Origin of the sequence: Streptomyces sp. 2-1 (genome assembly GCF_048564895.1) — a bacterium.
GTDB classification, from domain to species: Bacteria; Actinomycetota; Actinomycetes; order Streptomycetales; family Streptomycetaceae; genus Streptomyces; species Streptomyces phaeochromogenes.
In genome coordinates, this window is the sequence record NZ_CP183383.1 from 6,994,317 (window position 1) to 7,010,232 (window position 15,916).

The window sequence follows — 15,916 nt, forward strand, 5'->3', positions numbered from 1 at the left end:
CTAGGGTGGGTTGCATGACGCCGCGAGACGACTCAGACGCGAACAGCAATCGGTGGTCCGACCTGGACCGTCCCCCGCTCAACGCCGTGGCCCTGCGCCGCGCGCTCGTGCGCAACGGGGGGCACGAGGGGCTCTGGCGCGCTGTCGACGTCGTGCAGCACACCGGCTCCACCAACTCCGACCTGGTCGCCCTCGCCACGGAGGGAAAGGCGGAGGAGGGGGCGATCCTCGTCGCCGAGGAGCAGGACGCCGGGCGCGGGCGCCTGGACCGCCGGTGGACGGCACCTCCCCGCTCGGGCCTCTTCTTCTCCGTCCTGCTGAAACCGACCGGGGTGCCGGTCGAGCGCTGGGGCTGGCTCCCGCTGCTCGCCGGGGTCGCGACGGCCACCGCGCTGTCCCGCGCCGCCGGGGTCGACACAGCACTCAAGTGGCCCAACGACCTGCTGGTCACGGTGGACGGCCAGGAACGCAAGACCGGCGGCATCCTCGCCGAGCGCGCCGGGCCCGACGCGGTCGTCGTCGGCATCGGCATCAACGTCACGCTCCGCGAGGACGAGCTGCCCGTGCCGGGCGCGGGTTCGCTGATCCTCGCGGGAGCGACGACCACGGACCGTGACACGATCCTGCGGGCCGTCCTCCGGTCCCTCGGCCAGTGGTACGAGAAGTGGCGCAGCGTGGGCGGCGACCCGGCCAGGTCCGGCCTCCAGGACACGTACGCCGCCGGCTGCGCCACGCTCGGCCGGGTCGTACGGGCCGAACTGCCCGGCGACAAGTCGATCACCGGGGAGGCGGTGGCCGTGGACGGCGACGGACGGCTCGTCCTCGCCACGGCGGAGGGCGTGCAGCAGCCCGTGGGGGCGGGGGACATCGTGCATCTGCGTCCGGCGGGGGACACGGGCGGCACGGGAGACGCGGGGGACCGGTGACGGACGTGCCCACAGGGGCGCGCGGGACACTTCGTGCCTGTCGTGCCTGGTGGTGAGCAAGGAGCGCGTACGAGCCGTACGAGTGGGGGCGGGCCGCCGGACCTACGCGGGAGGAGTGGGCCTCGGGCCGTCCGGCCTCGGCGGTCGGGAGTGAGCCAGAGCACACCTGCCGTAGAGTTGAGGCCGGTCGATACCTGACCGCGGCAGATCGGAAGGGCAGCAGGCGTGACCGTCGACGACACGGGCTCCGGCACGGGTGACACCGCCTCCGACGGTGAGCCGGGGCGTACCACCGGGTCTGTCGCCGACACGGCGGCCGCACGCATCGATCGGGCCGAGGCGCACGCGCGGGTGGAGGAACAGAACCGAGTGGACGCGCAGGACGGCCGAACGGACCGGGCGGAAACGCCGGACCGGACGGAGACGCCGGATGGGGCGTCGAGGGCGCCCGAGGCGTCGGATCAGGCAGATCAGCAGGCAGGTCACCGGGCGGATCAGGTAGAGGCGTCGGGCGGGACGTCGGCTGCGGGCCGGGCGGAGAACTCGGGCCGGGTGGAGACCTCCGGTCGGACGGACGGTGGCGGCCGGGGTGAGGTTGTGGGCCGGGGTGACGGGGCCGACCGTGCGGAGGCGCAGGCTGCTGCCTCCGAGGAGGATCCGCTGGCCCTGCGTCTCGAACAGCTCATCCTCGGCGCCGAGCGCCGCTACACCCCCTTCCAGGCCGCCCGCAGCGCGGGCGTCTCCGTGGAGCTGGCCACCCGTTTCTGGCGGGCCATGGGCTTCGCGGACATCGGCCAGGCCAAGGCGCTCACGGAGGCCGACGTACTGGCTCTGCGCCGCCTCTCCGGTCTGGTCGAGGCGGGGCTGCTCAGCGAGGCGATGGCGGTCCAGGTCGCCCGTTCGACCGGGCAGACCACCGCGCGGCTGGCCGAGTGGCAGATCGACTCCTTCCTGGAGGGCCTGACCGAGCCCCCGGAACCGGGCATGACGCGCACCGAGGTCACGTACCCCCTCGTCGAGCTGCTCCTGCCCGAGCTGGAGGAGTTCCTCGTCTACGTCTGGCGGCGCCAGCTCGCCGCCGCGACCGGCCGTGTCGTGCAGGCCGCGGACGACGAGGAGATGGTCGACCGGCGGCTGGCCGTCGGCTTCGCCGACCTCGTCGGCTTCACACGGCTGACCCGGCGCATGGAGGAGGAGGAACTCGGCGAACTCGTCGAGGCCTTCGAGACCACCGCGGCGGACCTGGTGGCCGCGCACGGCGGGCGTCTGATCAAGACCCTGGGCGACGAGGTGCTGTACGCGGCCGACGACGCGGGCCTCGCCGCCGAGATCGCGCTGCGTCTGATCGAGACCATGGCCGGCGACGAGACGATGCCCGAGCTGCGCGTCGGTATCGCCTTCGGCACGGTGACGACCCGTATGGGCGATGTCTTCGGTACGACCGTCAACCTCGCGTCCCGGCTGACCTCGATAGCGCCGAAGGACGCCGTCCTGGTCGACGGGGCGTTCGCCGAGGAACTGACCCGGACCGGCGACGCGCCCGTCTCCGAGGCCGCTGCCGCCGACGAGGCCGCCGCCGCGGAGAAGGAGGGCGAGGAGCCGCCGTCGTACCGCTTCGCGCTTCAGCCGATGTGGCAGCGGGCGGTGCGGGGGCTGGGTGTGGTCGAGCCGTGGCAGCTCAGGCGTCGGAGCAGCTAGCCGCTGCCGGCCCGTCCCTTCTTACCTTCCTTCCTACCTGTTGTTTCCGTCGAAGCACAGGCCCACGACCGGGACGCACAGGCCCTTGCCCGGGCGGGCGGGGTCCTGTGGTGCGCCCGGGGACGTCGGATTCGGTGCCGGGGCCGAAGGCGTGGCGGCGGGGGGTCGAGGTGCCGCCGGTTGCTGTCCTGCTCGGGTCGGCGGGGTGGCGGTGATGGGGCGGCGGGTGTCCTGGAGGGCGTCGGAGGGGTTGGGGGCCGCGTTGCGGGGGCCGCCGCCTGCCGGTCCTGGGATTCCGGCTGGTCCTGGGGCTTGGTTTTGCGCTCCTGGGGTGGACCGCCCGTTGGGCCCGTAGGGCTGGTTTGGCTTGCTCTGCCCGTCCAGCCCGTTCTGTTCGGGAGTTGACGTGGCCCCCGAGGGCCCCATCGCGGCCGTGCCTGAAGGGGACGCGCCTGCGATGGGTGGTGCGGCTACGGGTACCGCCCCCGCGTCGTCCTGAGCCGGGTTGTCCGTCGAGCTGGCCCCGCTCGGGTCGATGTCCGTGGCCTCCACGCCGGTGTCTCCGCCGGTGGGCTGGGGTGCCATGCGGAGGAGGCTCAGGGCTCCTGCGGCCAGGGCGAGGCCGCCCACCGCGAAGAGGATGCGGCGGGGGCGGGGTTTGCGGTGGCGGCCCCGGGGGCGGGCGAGGACCGGTTCCGGTGGTGCCGTCTCCGGTGTGACCGTTCCTGGCTTCGTTGCCGTGTCCGGCATGTGTTTCCCCTCCCCGACGCGAGGGCGCTCCCCGGCGCGCTGTCGCGGTGCGCAGGTTATGCGCGGCCTGGGGTGGTTGGGGGTGGGTTGGGCGGGCCATCACCCGAACGGGGAGTCTCCGACGGTTGGGGGGTGGTTGTGGGTCGCCGGGGGTTTGTTTCGCCCCCGCCGCCCCTACCCATTCCCGTCCCTTACTCAGGGGCTCCGCCCCCGAACCCCCGCTCCTCAAACGCCGGAGGGGCTGGATTGTTCGCGGCCCGGGCCGACAACTTCAGCCCGTCCGGCGTTTGAGGACGAGGCCGTTCAGGCCGATCGCGGGGGTCTGGGGGCGGCAGCCCCCAGGGACGGGACGGGTAGGGGAGGCGGGGGCGAGGAACTACTCCCCAGGCCACTCCGGTCGGCGCTTCTCGTTGAAGGCCGCGACCCCCTCCGCCCGGTCGCCCGAGAAGGCGACCGAGCGCCACGCGGCGTCCTCGATCTCCAGACCGGCGCGGAGATCGAGCCCGTGCCCGAGCCGAAGCGCCCGCTTGGCGGCCCGCAGCCCGACGGGCGAGTTGACGGCGATACGGCCCGCAAGAGCCAGCCCCTCCGCACGGGCCTCCCCCGCGGGGACCAGGACGTCGATCAGACCGAGGTCCGCCGCCTCCGCCGCCTCCACCCGCCGCGCCGAGAAGATCAGCTCAGCAGCCCGCGCCGCACCGACCCGCCGCGGCAGCAACTGCGTACCCCCGCCCCCGGGAATGACCCCGACGGACACCTCGGGCAGTCCGACCACCGCCGTACCGTCCGCCACGATCAGATCGCAGGCCAGGGCCAGCTCGAAACCGCCGCCCAGCGCGAACCCGTGCACGGCGGCGACGGTGGGCATCGGCAGATCGAGTACGCCGGTGTACGCGGCACGCGCGAGCGGGCGCTGACGGACCAGCTCGGCGTCCGTGAGGGAGTTGCGCTCCTTGAGGTCGGCGCCGACGCAGAAGGCCCGCTCGTGGGTAGAGGTGAGGACGACCGCCCGGACGTCCCGGTCGGCGGCCAGCGCCTCGCACGCGGCGGCGATCGAGCGGGCCATGTCCGTCGACACGGCGTTCATGGCCTTGGGCCGGTCCAGGACGAGCTCGGCGACGTACGACGACGTATGGCGTCGCACCACGACGTACTCCCCGAACCGCTGATCCGCGCCTTGCTCGGAGCCTTGCTCGGACATGAGACTCTCCCGGTTCACGATCCACGTTAACGGCGGTTAACTTCCTGCGTCCCGATCATTCCAGCCGCCCGCCCCGAGGGAAAGTCCCGCCCCGGACCCCTGTTCGCCGCATCAATGTCCCAAATCATTACAAACATACCTAACCTGGAGTGATGGGCGGTGACGATGTGCGGTTGAGGGCCGTGGTGACGCTGGCGCAGGGCATGGCCGCCGCGCACGCCCCACGGGAGTCGTGGCGCGCGGCGGCGGCCGGAGCCTGCCGGGCGCTGGGCGGGAGCTTCGCCGCGCTGTCCGTGTGGGAGCGGGAGCTCGGGCGGCTGCGGGTCCTGGCGAACGTGGGGGACCGGGCCCGGGACGAGGAGGAGTTCCCGGAGGACGAGGCCTATCCCGTGAACCAGTTCCCGGAGATCACGGAGTTCCTGCACGAGCGCTGGGTCGGCGGCGGCGGACCCAACGCCTGGGTGGAGACGGCCGACGGACCGGCCGCGGGGCACGCCGAGTACTGCCATCAGCGCGTCGCCGCCCTGCGCAGGCGTGGCCGCGGGTGCTGTGTCGTCGCGCCGATCGTGATGCACGGGCGCGCCTGGGGCGAGTTGTACGTCGCCCGGCCGGCCGGAGCCCCCGTCTTCGACCGCGCCGACGCCGATTTCGCGACCGTCCTCGCCTCCGTGGTCGCCGCCGGGATCGCGCAGACCGAACGCCTGGAGGAGGCCCGCCGCCTCGCCTTCACCGACGCCCTCACCGGGCTCGCGAACCGCCGTGCCGTGGACATGCGGCTTGACGAGGCCATCGAACGCCACCGCGCCGAGGGCGTGGTCGTGAGCCTCGTCGTCTGCGACCTCAACGGCCTCAAGCGCGTCAACGACACCCGGGGCCACGCCGTCGGCGACCGGCTCCTGGAGCGCTTCGGGTCCGTTCTCTCGCTGTGCGGCGCGATGCTGCCCGGCACGCTCGCCGCCCGCCTCGGCGGCGACGAGTTCTGCCTGCTGGCCGTGGGCCCGGCCGCCGACGAGGTCGTCCGCGTCGCCGACGAACTGTGCCGCCGCGCCGCCGAGTTGGAGCTCGGCGAGGGGGTCGCGTGCGGTGTCGCGTCGACCGAGGACCCGCTCGGTCCCGTCCGCTCCGCCCGGCGGCTCTTCCGGCTCGCCGACGCGGCCCAGTACCGCGCCAAGGCCGTACGCTCCGCGAAGCCCGTCGTCGCGGGCCGCGAGGGGCCGGACGATCCGGTTGTCCGCCTCGCCGACGCGCCCCCGCCCGCGGCGGCCGAGCGACGGCGGTTCCGTGGTCGTCGGTAGGGCCGCCCTCGTCCGTCCGGCCTTGTGAAGCCCTGCGGGGCCCTGTGTGTAAGGACCCAACCCGCCACCCACTAGTGACACCAAGGCATTCACTGCGTACGCTCCTGAATATGGATATGCACACTGTGGTGGTGGGGACGACGGGTGTCACCGCGTCCGACGTTCTCGCCGTGGCGCGCGGCGGCGCCCGGGTCGAGCTCTCCGACGAGGCGGTGTCCGCGCTCGCCGCGGCCCGCGAGATCGTGGAAGCGCTGGCGGCCAAACCGGAGCCCGTGTACGGGGTCTCCACCGGCTTCGGAGCCCTCGCGACCCGGCACATCAGCCCGGAACTGCGGGCCCAGCTGCAGCGCAACATCGTGCGGTCGCACGCCGCCGGAATGGGCCCGCACGTCGAGCGCGAGGTCGTCCGCGCCCTGATGTTCCTGCGGCTCAAGACCGTCTGCTCGGGCCATACCGGCGTCCGCCCGTCCGTTGCGCAGACCATGGCCGACATCCTGAACGCCGGTATCACCCCGGTCGTCCACGAGTTCGGCTCCCTCGGCTGCTCCGGCGACCTCGCGCCGCTCTCCCACTGCGCCCTGACGCTCATGGGTGAGGGGGACGCCGAGGGTCCGGACGGAACGATTCGCCCCGCCGGTGAACTCCTCGCCGCGCACGGCATCGAGCCCGTCGAGCTGCGCGAGAAGGAGGGCCTGGCGCTTCTCAACGGCACCGACGGCATGCTCGGCATGCTGGTCATGGCGCTCGCCGACCTCGACACCCTCTACAAGTCCGCCGACATCACCGCGGCCCTCTCCCTCGAAGCCCTCCTCGGCACCGACCGGGTCCTCGCCCCCGAACTGCACGCCATCCGCCCCCACCCGGGCCAGGGCGCCAGCGCCGCCAACATGCTGGCCGTGCTGAAGGGTTCGGAGCTGACCGGGCACCACCAGGACGACGCCCCCCGCGTCCAGGACGCTTACTCCGTGCGCTGCGCCCCGCAGGTCGCGGGCGCCGGCCGCGACACCATGACCCACGCCCGGCTGGTCGCCGACCGCGAACTCGCCTCCGCGGTCGACAACCCCGTCGTCCTGCCCGACGGCCGGGTCGAGTCGAACGGCAACTTCCACGGCGCTCCGGTCGCGTACGTGCTGGACTTCCTCGCCATCGCCGCCGCCGACCTCGGTTCGATCACCGAGCGCCGCACGGACCGGCTCCTCGACAAGAACCGCTCGCACGGCCTGCCGCCGTTCCTCGCGGACGACGCCGGGGTCGACTCCGGCCTGATGATCGCCCAGTACACGCAGGCCGCCCTGGTCAGCGAGATGAAGCGGCTCGCCGTCCCGGCCTCCGCCGACTCCATCCCGTCCTCCGCCATGCAGGAGGACCACGTCTCGATGGGCTGGTCGGCCGCCCGCAAGCTCCGTACGGCCGTCGACAACCTGACCCGGATCGTCGCCATCGAGCTGTACGCCGCCACGCGCGCCATCGAGCTGCGCGCCGGTCTCACCCCCGCCCCCGCCTCGCAGGCCGCGATCGCCGCCGCCCGTGCCGCCGGAGTCGCGGGCCCGGGCCCCGACCGCTTCCTCTCGCCGGACCTGGCGGCCGCGGACGCGTTCGTGCGCGGCGGCCACCTGGTCGAGGCCGTCGAACCCGTGACGGGCCCGCTGGCATAGGGATTTCCGGGGTTCCATCAGTTGTACGAGGTGGGGGCGCCGGGGCGTCGCGACGCCCCCACCGAAAACTGTGCTAGGGTTCCTAACGAAACGTTTTTGGTACCCATTAACTTTGTGCGCCTGAAAGGAATCCTCTCTCAGGCGCGTTTTGTTTTTCCGGTCATTTCCGGATGGGAGCCACCTATCTTGGAGAAATGACATGGCTACTGGCACCGTGAAGTGGTTCAACGCGGAAAAGGGCTTCGGCTTCATCGAGCAGGACGGCGGCGGCGCCGACGTCTTCGCCCACTACTCGAACATCGCCACCTCGGGCTTCCGTGAGCTGCAGGAGGGCCAGAAGGTCTCCTTCGACGTCACGCAGGGTCAGAAGGGCCCGCAGGCGGAGAACATCGTCCCCGCCTAATTCCGGGACGCGTAACACGCGAGCCGGGGCCCGCACCTTCGGGTGCGGGCCCCGGCTTGTGCTGTCCGTGTGTCCTTGAACACGGAATACCCGTGAGGCCCAGGAAGGAATTCCAGATCCAGCATGACTCGATCCGAACGTCCTGAACGACCCGCCGGCCAACGCCCGGCGAATTCCCGGGGTTCCCGTGGCTCTCGTGGCACACGCGGCGGAGCCCCTGCGGCTTCCGCCAACGGCGGCGCAAGGAACGTACGCAAGAAGCCGTCCCAGCAGTCGACGGCGCCGCGGGAGTTCACCCTGCCGCAGACGCTGACGCCCGCGCTGCCCGCCGTCGAGTCCTTCGACGCGCTGGACATGCCGGCCGCGCTGACCAAGACCCTCACCGCGCAGGGGGTCATCGAGCCGTTCCCGATCCAGGGCGCGACGCTCCCCAACTCCCTCGCCGGGCGCGACATCCTCGGCCGGGGCCGCACCGGCTCCGGCAAGACCCTCGCCTTCGGCCTCGCGCTGCTCGCCCGCACGGCCGGCCGGCGTGCCGAGCCCAAGGCGCCGCTCGCGCTCGTCCTCGTGCCCACGCGCGAGCTCGCGCAGCAGGTCACCGACGCGCTCACGCCGTACGCCACGGCCGTGAACCTGCGGCTCGCGACCGTCGTCGGCGGGCTCTCCATCGGCAAGCAGTCCGGTCTGCTGAGGCGCGGCGCCGAGGTGCTCGTGGCCACGCCCGGGCGTCTCAAGGACCTGATAGACCGGGGCGACTGCACCCTCGCCCAGGTCGGCATCACCGTCCTCGACGAGGCCGACCAGATGGCCGACATGGGCTTCATGCCCCAGGTCACGGCGCTCCTCAACCAGGTCGAGCCGGACGGGCAGCGCATGCTGTTCTCGGCGACCCTGGACAAGAACATCGACAAGCTCGTGCGGATGTTCCTCACGGACCCCGTCGTGCACTCCGTCGACCCCTCCGCGGGCGCGGTGACGACGATGGAGCACCACGTGCTGCACGTCGCCGACGAGACCGACAAGAAGGCCGTCGCCATGCGGATCGCCGCGCGCGACGGGCGCGTGATCCTCTTCGTCGACACCAAGCGCGCCGCCGACCGCTTCGCCAAGCGGCTGCTGGCGAGTGGTGTGCGGGCCTCCGCGCTGCACGGCGGGCGCTCGCAGCCGCAGCGGAACCGGACGCTCGACCAGTTCAAGACCGGGCTGGTGACCGCGCTCGTCGCCACGAACGTCGCGGCCCGCGGGATCCACGTCGACGATCTCGATCTCGTCGTCAACGTCGACCCGCCGGTCGACCACAAGGACTATCTCCACCGGGGCGGGCGCACCGCTCGCGCGGGGGAGTCCGGGAGCGTCGTCACGCTCGTCCTGCCCGAGCAGAAGCGGGAGATGACCCGGCTGATGGCCGACGCCGGCATCAGCCCGCGGACGGCCCGGATCAAGTCGAGCGACGAAGAGCTCGTACGGATCACGGGGGCCCGGGAGCCGTCCGGGGTTCCTGTCGTCATTCCCGTGCCGGAGCCGGTTGCCGCGCAGGCGAAGTCGCCGTCCCGGCCTCGGCGGGGTGGCAGCGGGCGTGGGGCGCCCGCCGGAGCGCGCTCCGGCGCCGGCGCAGGCACCGGTGGGGGTTCGCGGGGGCGCGGCGGTGCGGGTTCGCGGGCGCGTGGAGGCCAGGGCGGCGGCGGGCGTCGGTCCGCCTGACAGCCCGGGCCCTTACGGGGCCTGGCTCCCTGCGCCCCTTGAAGGCGCAGCTCACGCGCGCCCCTTAAAGCGCGCTGATCGCCACGTCGTTGGTGATCGTGAAGAAGAAGCGGGCCTCCGTCGGAGGGCCTGAGCTCGTGGGCAGGGTTGTGCTCGGGTGTTTGTCCGTGGCCTTGCGCTCGACGATGTCGCCGAGGATCCGGCCGACGCGTACGGGCTCGTCGGCCGCGGAAGGGCGCAGGAAGAGGTCCCACAGCGGCTTGTCGGCGTCCGTGGGGCGGGGCAGGGACGTGATGACGGCCCGGAAGCTCCGCTCCCCCATGGGCGTCGCCGAGGTTTCGAAGTCGTACGGCCTCCCGTCGCGGGAGACACCGAGCAGAGCCGCGCCCTCGCCGAGTACGGCCCCGTGGAGGGTGCCCTCCACGGTCAGGGAGCCGGTGTCGGTCCGCAGGGCGGTGGCTTCCGCGTGGGCCGGGCGGCGGAAGGTCCGCAGGGCCAGGTAGCCGTCCTTGGTCGCGTACGGAATCCACCAGGCGAAGGCCCCGCCCGGTGTGGACGGTGTGGGTCTCGCCGTCAGCAGACCGCGCTGCTCGACCAGTCCTGCCTTGAGCCGACGGCGTGCGCCGTCCTCCGTGCGTTCGACATGCAGGTCCCAACGGCCTTCCGCCAGGGTGACCCGGCGATGGGACAGGTTGGCCGTCCAGGGCGACTTCGGGTCGGCCGGGCGCTCCAGCGGGACGCGCGTCTCGTCGTCGCCGTGCCGGTGACGCAGTACCAGCGTCAGGTCCTCGCCGGACACCCCCGACGCGTTCACCTTGATCCGTACGCCACCGTCGGCGTCGGTCGTGCAGCGGCCCTTCGGGCGCAGGGCGCGTGGGCGGGCGTCCGCGGACGGTGGGGCGGCGGGCGGGGTCGTGGGGGGCGCTTCCAAAGGGCGTGAGCTCTGGGGCAGCAGCGCCCCGAGCGCGCGGCGTACGCGGCGCGTGACCTTCGTCGCCGTCGAGGTGCGGGCCTCGCGCAGTTCGGCGAACAGTCGCTCGTACTGGTCCGCGATCCGGCGGGGAGCGAACCGCTGGACGGACTCCCTGGCGGCCTCGCCCATGAGCCGGCGCTGGTCCGTGTCCTCGATCAGCTTCAGCAGGCCGGCCGCGAACGCGTCCGCGTCTCCCCGCGGTACGAGCAGTCCGTCGGAGCCGTCGGTGATGATCTCGCCCGGGCCGTGCGGACAGTCGGTCGCCACCACCGGGACACCGGCGTGCATGGCCTCCAGGATCGTCATGCCGAAGGACTCCCAGTCCGAACTCACGGCGGCGACGGAGGCCTTGGCCCACTCCGTCTCCATCGTCGTGTGGGGTCCCATGAGGAAGACGTGGTCGTTCAGGCGGTGGGCGTCGACGGCCGCGCGGAGGGTGGCGCGTTCCGGGCCCTGGCCGTAGATCCGCAGCTGCCACTCCGGGCGTACCGCGACGACCTTGGCGAAGGCCTCGATGAGCAGGTCGTAGCGCTTGACCGGCATCAGCCGGCCCGCGGCGACCACCAACGGGGCCTGTACGTCGGAGCGTTCGGCCTTCGGGCGGGGCGCGGCGTTCGGGATGTCGGTGATCCGTGTCCGCAGGCGGGGCAGACGTTCGCGGTGGTCGACCGCGTCCTGGGCGGAGACGGTGACGAACGCGTCCAGGTGCGGGAAGGCCTCGTTCTGCGCGGTGCGTACGTCCGGGACGTGGTTGTCGTACGACAGGTGCTCCTGTCCGACGCGCAGATAGCGGCGTGAGCCGTGCCGGGCCAGGAAGACCACCAGTGCCGGGCGGGTCGCGACGACGACGTCCGCGTCCGTGCCTTCGAGGAAGTCGCGCAGCCGCTCGTCCGAGAGCTCGGTGTAGCGGTGGGCGAGGACCTCGGCGGGAGGTACGACCGTGGAGGGGCGCGCCATGAGCGGGTTCTTGCCGTCGTACGTCGGCGCGTCCGAGCGCTCGTCGACGAGCGGGACGAGGCGGACCTTGCGGTTCACCCCGAGCAGGGGGCTGTCCTCGCTGCGGAAGACCGAGACGATCTCCACCTCGTGCCGTGCGGCCAGCGCACCGGCGAGGTTGAGCGTCGAGCGCACCGTGCCGCCGATGGCATAGGCGTTGTGCAGCAGGAAGACGATCTTCACGTGGGCCACTCCCTGTTCACGCGGTATGGAGACGCGACAGGGAGTGCGTACGTGAACCCCACGGACTGTAAACGGGTCCGCCCCTCTCTCGCCGGTCTTCCTTCGAGGATGCCGCGAAATGGCTGAAAGGGGGCGGATATCGCTGTGCCGGGGCGTGTGACCCCGGGCGGCGGGGCCCTCAGTACAAGGTCATACGTTCCCTGCGCACCGAATACACCACGAACCCGGCGCCCAGGCTGAGGAACAGGGTGCCGCCGACCACGTACGGCGTCGTGTCGAAGCTTCCCGTGTCGGCCAGTTGGGTGCGGACGGCGGCCTCGGCCGCGCTCTCCTCGGACGCCTCGGCCTCGGCCTTGGCCTCGTCCCCGGCCTTGGTCTGCAGGGCCGTGGTCGTCGCTGTCTGTGTTCTGTGTTCTGCCGTCCCGTCCCCGGTCGCATTGGCGGACGGGACGAACCACAGGGCGCCCAGCAGGGTCCCCGCGGCGGTGGCGGTCAGCAACGATCGACGTGCGGACACGGAATATCGATCCCCTTGTGACGCTGGCGAATTGGCCGTGTGGGGAGATGTTAGTGAAAGGTGCGGGTCACGGGAAAGTCACGGTGGTGAAGAGCCTTACGCTCCGACCTATGAGCACTCCTGAGACATCACGTTATGTACGGTTGCGCGTCGAATTGGTCGTCGAGGTCGACGACGAGGGCGCGCTCACCAAGGCGGCGCTGGGGCGCATCGCCGAGGATCCAGAGATCCCGGGCGACGAGCGGGCGCACGCCGAGAGCACAGTGACGGAAGACACTGCCGAGGCCCTGGCGTACCTCGTCGACCCGTTCGACCTGGTCAGCGGTGTGGCCGGGGTCGAGCTCGCGCAGGCCTCCTGGAGCACCGAACAGATCGACTACGACCCCGATTCGCCGGACTGGGACCTCGACGAGGATGATGAGGCCGGAGACGAGGAAGAAGTGGTCGGCTGAGGCGGCTTGGGAGAATCGTGACCCCGGGCGGCAACCGCCACCCGGGGTTCTGTCGTCTCAAGGGGCGCAGTGACCGACACCCGCACCAGTCGTAACGGCCGCACTCGGTCGGATCGAGGACGATCCGACGTGGGCCGAAAACGATCGACGTGGTGTGCCCCACACCTGGGAAGGGTGTGGAACGGGACGAACCGGTCGTAGCGTTTACAGGTGTTACGGGGACTCTCGGGGTTTTGGGGATTCGGCAACGATGGAGAAGCGTGTGATGACGGACAGTAAGCGGCGCAAGGGCCTCACGGTCGCGTCCGCACTGCTCGGCGGGGTGCTGGTGCTCTCTGCGTGCAGCGGAGGCGGCAGCGACGACCCCAAGGGCGAAGGCGGTGACAGCACCTCGCAGGCCAAGGTCGACGAGGCGGCGGCCAAGAAGTCCTCCGAGGCCCAGATCAAGATCACGCCCAAGGACGGCTCCGACAACGCCTCCATCAACAGCGCCGCGGCCGTCACTGTGACCAAGGGCACGCTGACCGACGTGACCATGAAGACGGCGGCCGGCGCGGCTGTCGCGGGTGAGATATCCGCGGACAAGAAGAGCTGGAAGCCCAGCGCCCAGCTCGAGCGCGCCACCGCCTACAAGATCGCCGCGACGGCCAAGGACTCCGACGGCCGCGCCGCCCACGAGAACGCGTCGTTCACGACGGTCTCGCCGGCCAACAGCTTCATCGGCAACTTCACGCCCGAGGACGGTTCCACCGTCGGCGTCGGCATGCCGGTCTCGATCAACTTCGACAAGGCCATCACCAACAAGGCCGACGTCCAGAAGGGGATCACCGTCTCCTCCAGCAGCGGCCAGGAGGTCGTCGGCCACTGGTTCAACGCCAACCGGCTCGACTTCCGCCCCGAGGAGTACTGGAAGGGCAACTCGACCGTCACGCTCAAGCTGAACCTCGACGGTGTCGAGGGCGCCGACGGCGTCTACGGCGTGCAGCAGAAGACGGTCACCTTCAAGATCGGCCGCAACCAGGTCTCGATCGTCGACGCGCAGACCAAGACGATGAAGGTCACGCAGGACGGCAAGACCATCCGGACGATCCCGATCTCCGCGGGTTCGCCCGAGAACAAGACGTACCAGGGCCAGATGGTGATCTCCGAGAAGTTCAAGGAGACCCGGATGAACGGCGCGACCGTGGGCTTCACGGACGACGACGGCAAGGGCGAGTACGACATCAAGGACGTCCCGAACGCGATGCGTCTGTCGAACTCCGGCACCTTCATCCACGGCAACTACTGGGGCGCCAAGTCCATCTTCGGCAGCGTCAACACCAGCCACGGCTGCGTCGGCCTGTCGGACACGAAGGGCGCCAACGACCCGAACACGCCGGGCGGCTGGTTCTTCAGCCACTCGATCGTCGGTGACGTCGTGGACGTGCGGAACACCGGTGACAAGACCATCGCCCCGGACAACGGCCTCAACGGCTGGAACCTGGACTGGGCGGCGTGGAAGGCCGGTTCGGCCGTCTGACCGACCCGAACGTTCTCCGTCCCGAGGGCGGTTGTCCGTACGACTCGTACGGGCAACCGCCCTCGGCGTTCTCACAGGGTTCCGCGGCGGCGCACAGTGTTCTCATCCTTCTCTTATGCGGGCCTTATCCCGCCATCACGCGGTGTCCCTAGCTTTCGGCCATGTTCTTCACCTACCTGAGGCGCGAACTGCGCCGCCGCAGAAAGGCGGCGCTCGTCGTCGCCTCCGGACTCGCCCTGGGCATCGCCCTGGTCATCGTGGTCAGTTCCGTGTCGTCCGGCATGGAGAAGGCGCAGGGCAAGGTCCTCCAGTCGCTCTACGGGCTGGGCACGGACATGACGGTCACCAAGGCGGCCCAGGCACAGTCGAGCACGGGCGAGCGCCCGCGCTTCCAGTTCGACGCCCGGGGCAGCGACTCCGACGAAGAACAGAGCAGCGACCGCGTCATGGTGCAGGGCTTCCAGACCCTGGCCACGAGCACGGTCTCCAAGGTCGGCGACCAGAAGGGTGTCTCGGACGTCGTCGGGGGGCTCAGCCTCCAAGTCGTCAAGGTCAGCGGCCAGTTCCGCCAGGGCCAGTTCCAGCAGGACCAGCAGAGCGGCGGCGGCAACCAGCAGGGCGGCGGCCAGCCCGGCGCCCAGCAGTCGCCGGAGGGCCGGGTCGAGGGCGGCGGCGCCGACTTCGACGTCAACAACTACTCCGTCTACGGCACGGACGTCACCAAGCCCGCGCTCGGCCCGCTGACCTCCTCGAAGATCACCAGCGGCCGGACCTTCAAGTCCTCCGAGACCAACGCCAAGGTCGTCGTCGCCGACAAGTCGTACGCCAAGGAGAAGAAGCTCGTCCTCGGTGACACGGTCACCATCAAGAGCGTCAAGTACAAGGTCATCGGCATCGCGACGCCGGACAGCGGTGACGCGGCGGCCAACCTCTACATCCCGCTCAAGCAGGCGCAGACGCTCAGCGACTCCAAGAACAAGGTCACCACGATCTACGTCAAGGCGTCCGACTCGCAGCAGATCAGCGCGGTCAAGTCGACCATCCAGAAGAACATCTCGGGTACGACCGTCACGACCTCCGCCGACCTCGCCGACACGGTCTCCGGCTCCCTCTCCACGGCCTCCGACCTCGCCTCCAACGTCGGCAAGTGGCTCTCGATCGCGGTGCTCGTGGCCGCGTTCCTGGTCGCGGGCCTGCTCACCTCCTCGGCCGTCTCCCGCCGCGTGAGGGAGTTCGGCACCCTCAAGGCGCTCGGCTGGAAGTCCGGCCGCGTCACCCGGCAGGTCGTCGGCGAGGCCGTCGTCAACGGTCTGGTCGGCGGCACCCTCGGTATCGCGCTCGGCCTCGGCGGCGCCTACGTCGTCACCGCGATCAGCCCGACGCTCCAGGCCGAGGTCGGCTCCACGAGCGGGGCGGCCGGTCCCGGCGGCGGTGGCCCGGGCGGCGGCATGGGCGGACCCGCCCGCGAGACGGCGTCCAAGGCCCTCGACGTGGCGCTCACCGCGCCCGTCGCCCTCAGCACGATCGCCCTCGCGGTCGGCCTCGCCGTCACCGGCGGCCTGATCGCGGGCGCCTTCGGCGGCTGGCGCGCCTCCCGGCTGCGACCGGCGGACGCCCTGCGCCGCGTCGAATAGCCGGCCGCCTCGG

13 protein-coding genes are annotated in these 15,916 nt (G+C 71.3%); 9 read left to right on the forward strand and 4 right to left on the reverse strand.

The annotated features are described in order from the left end of the window. Positions 1-14: 14 nt before the first annotated feature. Both ACN20J_RS30915 and ACN20J_RS30920 read left to right on the forward strand, forming a co-directional pair. On the forward strand, positions 15-926 hold the full coding sequence (locus ACN20J_RS30915; protein WP_419667289.1) for a biotin--[acetyl-CoA-carboxylase] ligase: 912 nt from the start codon (positions 15-17) through the stop codon (positions 924-926). A gap of 597 nt (positions 927-1,523) precedes the next feature. Then, a complete protein-coding gene (locus tag ACN20J_RS30920; RefSeq protein ID WP_246575285.1) occupies positions 1,524-2,624 on the forward strand; it encodes an adenylate/guanylate cyclase domain-containing protein in 1,101 nt (366 codons plus the stop codon). A gap of 33 nt (positions 2,625-2,657) precedes the next feature. Here the strand turns inward: ACN20J_RS30920 and ACN20J_RS30925 are convergent, their stop codons facing one another. Both ACN20J_RS30925 and ACN20J_RS30930 read right to left on the reverse strand, forming a co-directional pair. After that, positions 2,658-3,374, reverse strand: a complete 717-nt coding sequence (locus ACN20J_RS30925) for a hypothetical protein (RefSeq protein WP_419667290.1) — start codon at positions 3,372-3,374, stop codon at positions 2,658-2,660. Between the two features lie 376 nt (positions 3,375-3,750). Continuing rightward, entirely contained in the window at positions 3,751-4,575 is an 825-nt protein-coding gene (locus ACN20J_RS30930; protein ID WP_190229623.1) for an enoyl-CoA hydratase/isomerase family protein, read from the reverse strand. 152 nt (positions 4,576-4,727) lie between these two features. Here ACN20J_RS30930 and ACN20J_RS30935 point away from each other — a divergent pair, with 152 nt between their 5' ends. The 4 genes from ACN20J_RS30935 (at position 4,728) to ACN20J_RS30950 (ending at position 9,629) form a co-directional block, all read left to right on the forward strand. Next, entirely contained in the window at positions 4,728-5,870 is a 1,143-nt protein-coding gene (locus ACN20J_RS30935; protein WP_246575247.1) for a sensor domain-containing diguanylate cyclase, read from the forward strand. Positions 5,871-5,986: 116 nt separating this feature from the next. Then, entirely contained in the window at positions 5,987-7,525 is a 1,539-nt protein-coding gene (hutH, locus tag ACN20J_RS30940; protein WP_189838412.1) for a histidine ammonia-lyase, read from the forward strand. Between the two features lie 199 nt (positions 7,526-7,724). Then, the gene (locus ACN20J_RS30945) at positions 7,725-7,928 is read left to right on the forward strand and encodes a cold-shock protein (RefSeq protein WP_053661143.1); all 204 of its coding nucleotides are present in this window, start codon (positions 7,725-7,727) and stop codon (positions 7,926-7,928) included. Positions 7,929-8,051: 123 nt separating this feature from the next. Beyond that, the gene (locus ACN20J_RS30950) at positions 8,052-9,629 is read left to right on the forward strand and encodes a DEAD/DEAH box helicase (protein ID WP_190229624.1); all 1,578 of its coding nucleotides are present in this window, start codon (positions 8,052-8,054) and stop codon (positions 9,627-9,629) included. A gap of 64 nt (positions 9,630-9,693) precedes the next feature. On the opposite strand, the gene ACN20J_RS30955 is transcribed toward ACN20J_RS30950, so the two are convergent. After that, positions 9,694-11,781 carry a glycosyltransferase gene (locus tag ACN20J_RS30955; RefSeq protein ID WP_419667291.1) on the reverse strand — a complete coding sequence of 696 codons (2,088 nt, stop codon included), beginning with the start codon at positions 11,779-11,781 and terminating at the stop codon, positions 9,694-9,696. Between the two features lie 178 nt (positions 11,782-11,959). Continuing rightward, positions 11,960-12,298: an LPXTG cell wall anchor domain-containing protein gene (locus tag ACN20J_RS30960; RefSeq protein WP_079053019.1), complete on the reverse strand. Its 339-nt coding sequence runs from the start codon at positions 12,296-12,298 to the stop codon at positions 11,960-11,962. Positions 12,299-12,408: 110 nt separating this feature from the next. Here ACN20J_RS30960 and ACN20J_RS30965 point away from each other — a divergent pair, with 110 nt between their 5' ends. The 3 genes from ACN20J_RS30965 to ACN20J_RS30975 all read left to right on the forward strand — a co-directional run bounded on the left by ACN20J_RS30965 (position 12,409) and on the right by ACN20J_RS30975 (position 15,903). Continuing rightward, positions 12,409-12,750 carry a hypothetical protein gene (locus tag ACN20J_RS30965; protein ID WP_189837329.1) on the forward strand — a complete coding sequence of 114 codons (342 nt, stop codon included), beginning with the start codon at positions 12,409-12,411 and terminating at the stop codon, positions 12,748-12,750. Between the two features lie 250 nt (positions 12,751-13,000). Further along, entirely contained in the window at positions 13,001-14,269 is a 1,269-nt protein-coding gene (locus ACN20J_RS30970; RefSeq protein ID WP_189837330.1) for a L,D-transpeptidase, read from the forward strand. A gap of 161 nt (positions 14,270-14,430) precedes the next feature. Beyond that, complete coding sequence (locus ACN20J_RS30975) at positions 14,431-15,903, forward strand: ABC transporter permease (RefSeq protein ID WP_419667292.1); 1,473 nt, start codon at positions 14,431-14,433, stop codon at positions 15,901-15,903. Positions 15,904-15,916 lie beyond the last annotated feature (13 nt).

What these genes read in the sequence shown, in the direction of transcription:
- ACN20J_RS30915 (WP_419667289.1), top strand. Translation starts at nt 15, where the DNA reads ATGACGCCGCGAGACGACTCAGACGCGAACAGCAATCGGTGGTCCGAC.
- ACN20J_RS30925 (WP_419667290.1), bottom strand. Translation starts at nt 3,374, where the DNA reads ATGCCGGACACGGCAACGAAGCCAGGAACGGTCACACCGGAGACGGCA.
- ACN20J_RS30930 (WP_190229623.1), bottom strand. Translation starts at nt 4,575, where the DNA reads ATGTCCGAGCAAGGCTCCGAGCAAGGCGCGGATCAGCGGTTCGGGGAG.
- ACN20J_RS30935 (WP_246575247.1), top strand. Translation starts at nt 4,728, where the DNA reads ATGGGCGGTGACGATGTGCGGTTGAGGGCCGTGGTGACGCTGGCGCAG.
- hutH (WP_189838412.1), top strand. Translation starts at nt 5,987, where the DNA reads ATGCACACTGTGGTGGTGGGGACGACGGGTGTCACCGCGTCCGACGTT.
- ACN20J_RS30945 (WP_053661143.1), top strand. Translation starts at nt 7,725, where the DNA reads ATGGCTACTGGCACCGTGAAGTGGTTCAACGCGGAAAAGGGCTTCGGC.
- ACN20J_RS30950 (WP_190229624.1), top strand. Translation starts at nt 8,052, where the DNA reads ATGACTCGATCCGAACGTCCTGAACGACCCGCCGGCCAACGCCCGGCG.
- ACN20J_RS30965 (WP_189837329.1), top strand. Translation starts at nt 12,409, where the DNA reads ATGAGCACTCCTGAGACATCACGTTATGTACGGTTGCGCGTCGAATTG.
- ACN20J_RS30970 (WP_189837330.1), top strand. Translation starts at nt 13,001, where the DNA reads ATGGAGAAGCGTGTGATGACGGACAGTAAGCGGCGCAAGGGCCTCACG.
- ACN20J_RS30975 (WP_419667292.1), top strand. Translation starts at nt 14,431, where the DNA reads ATGTTCTTCACCTACCTGAGGCGCGAACTGCGCCGCCGCAGAAAGGCG.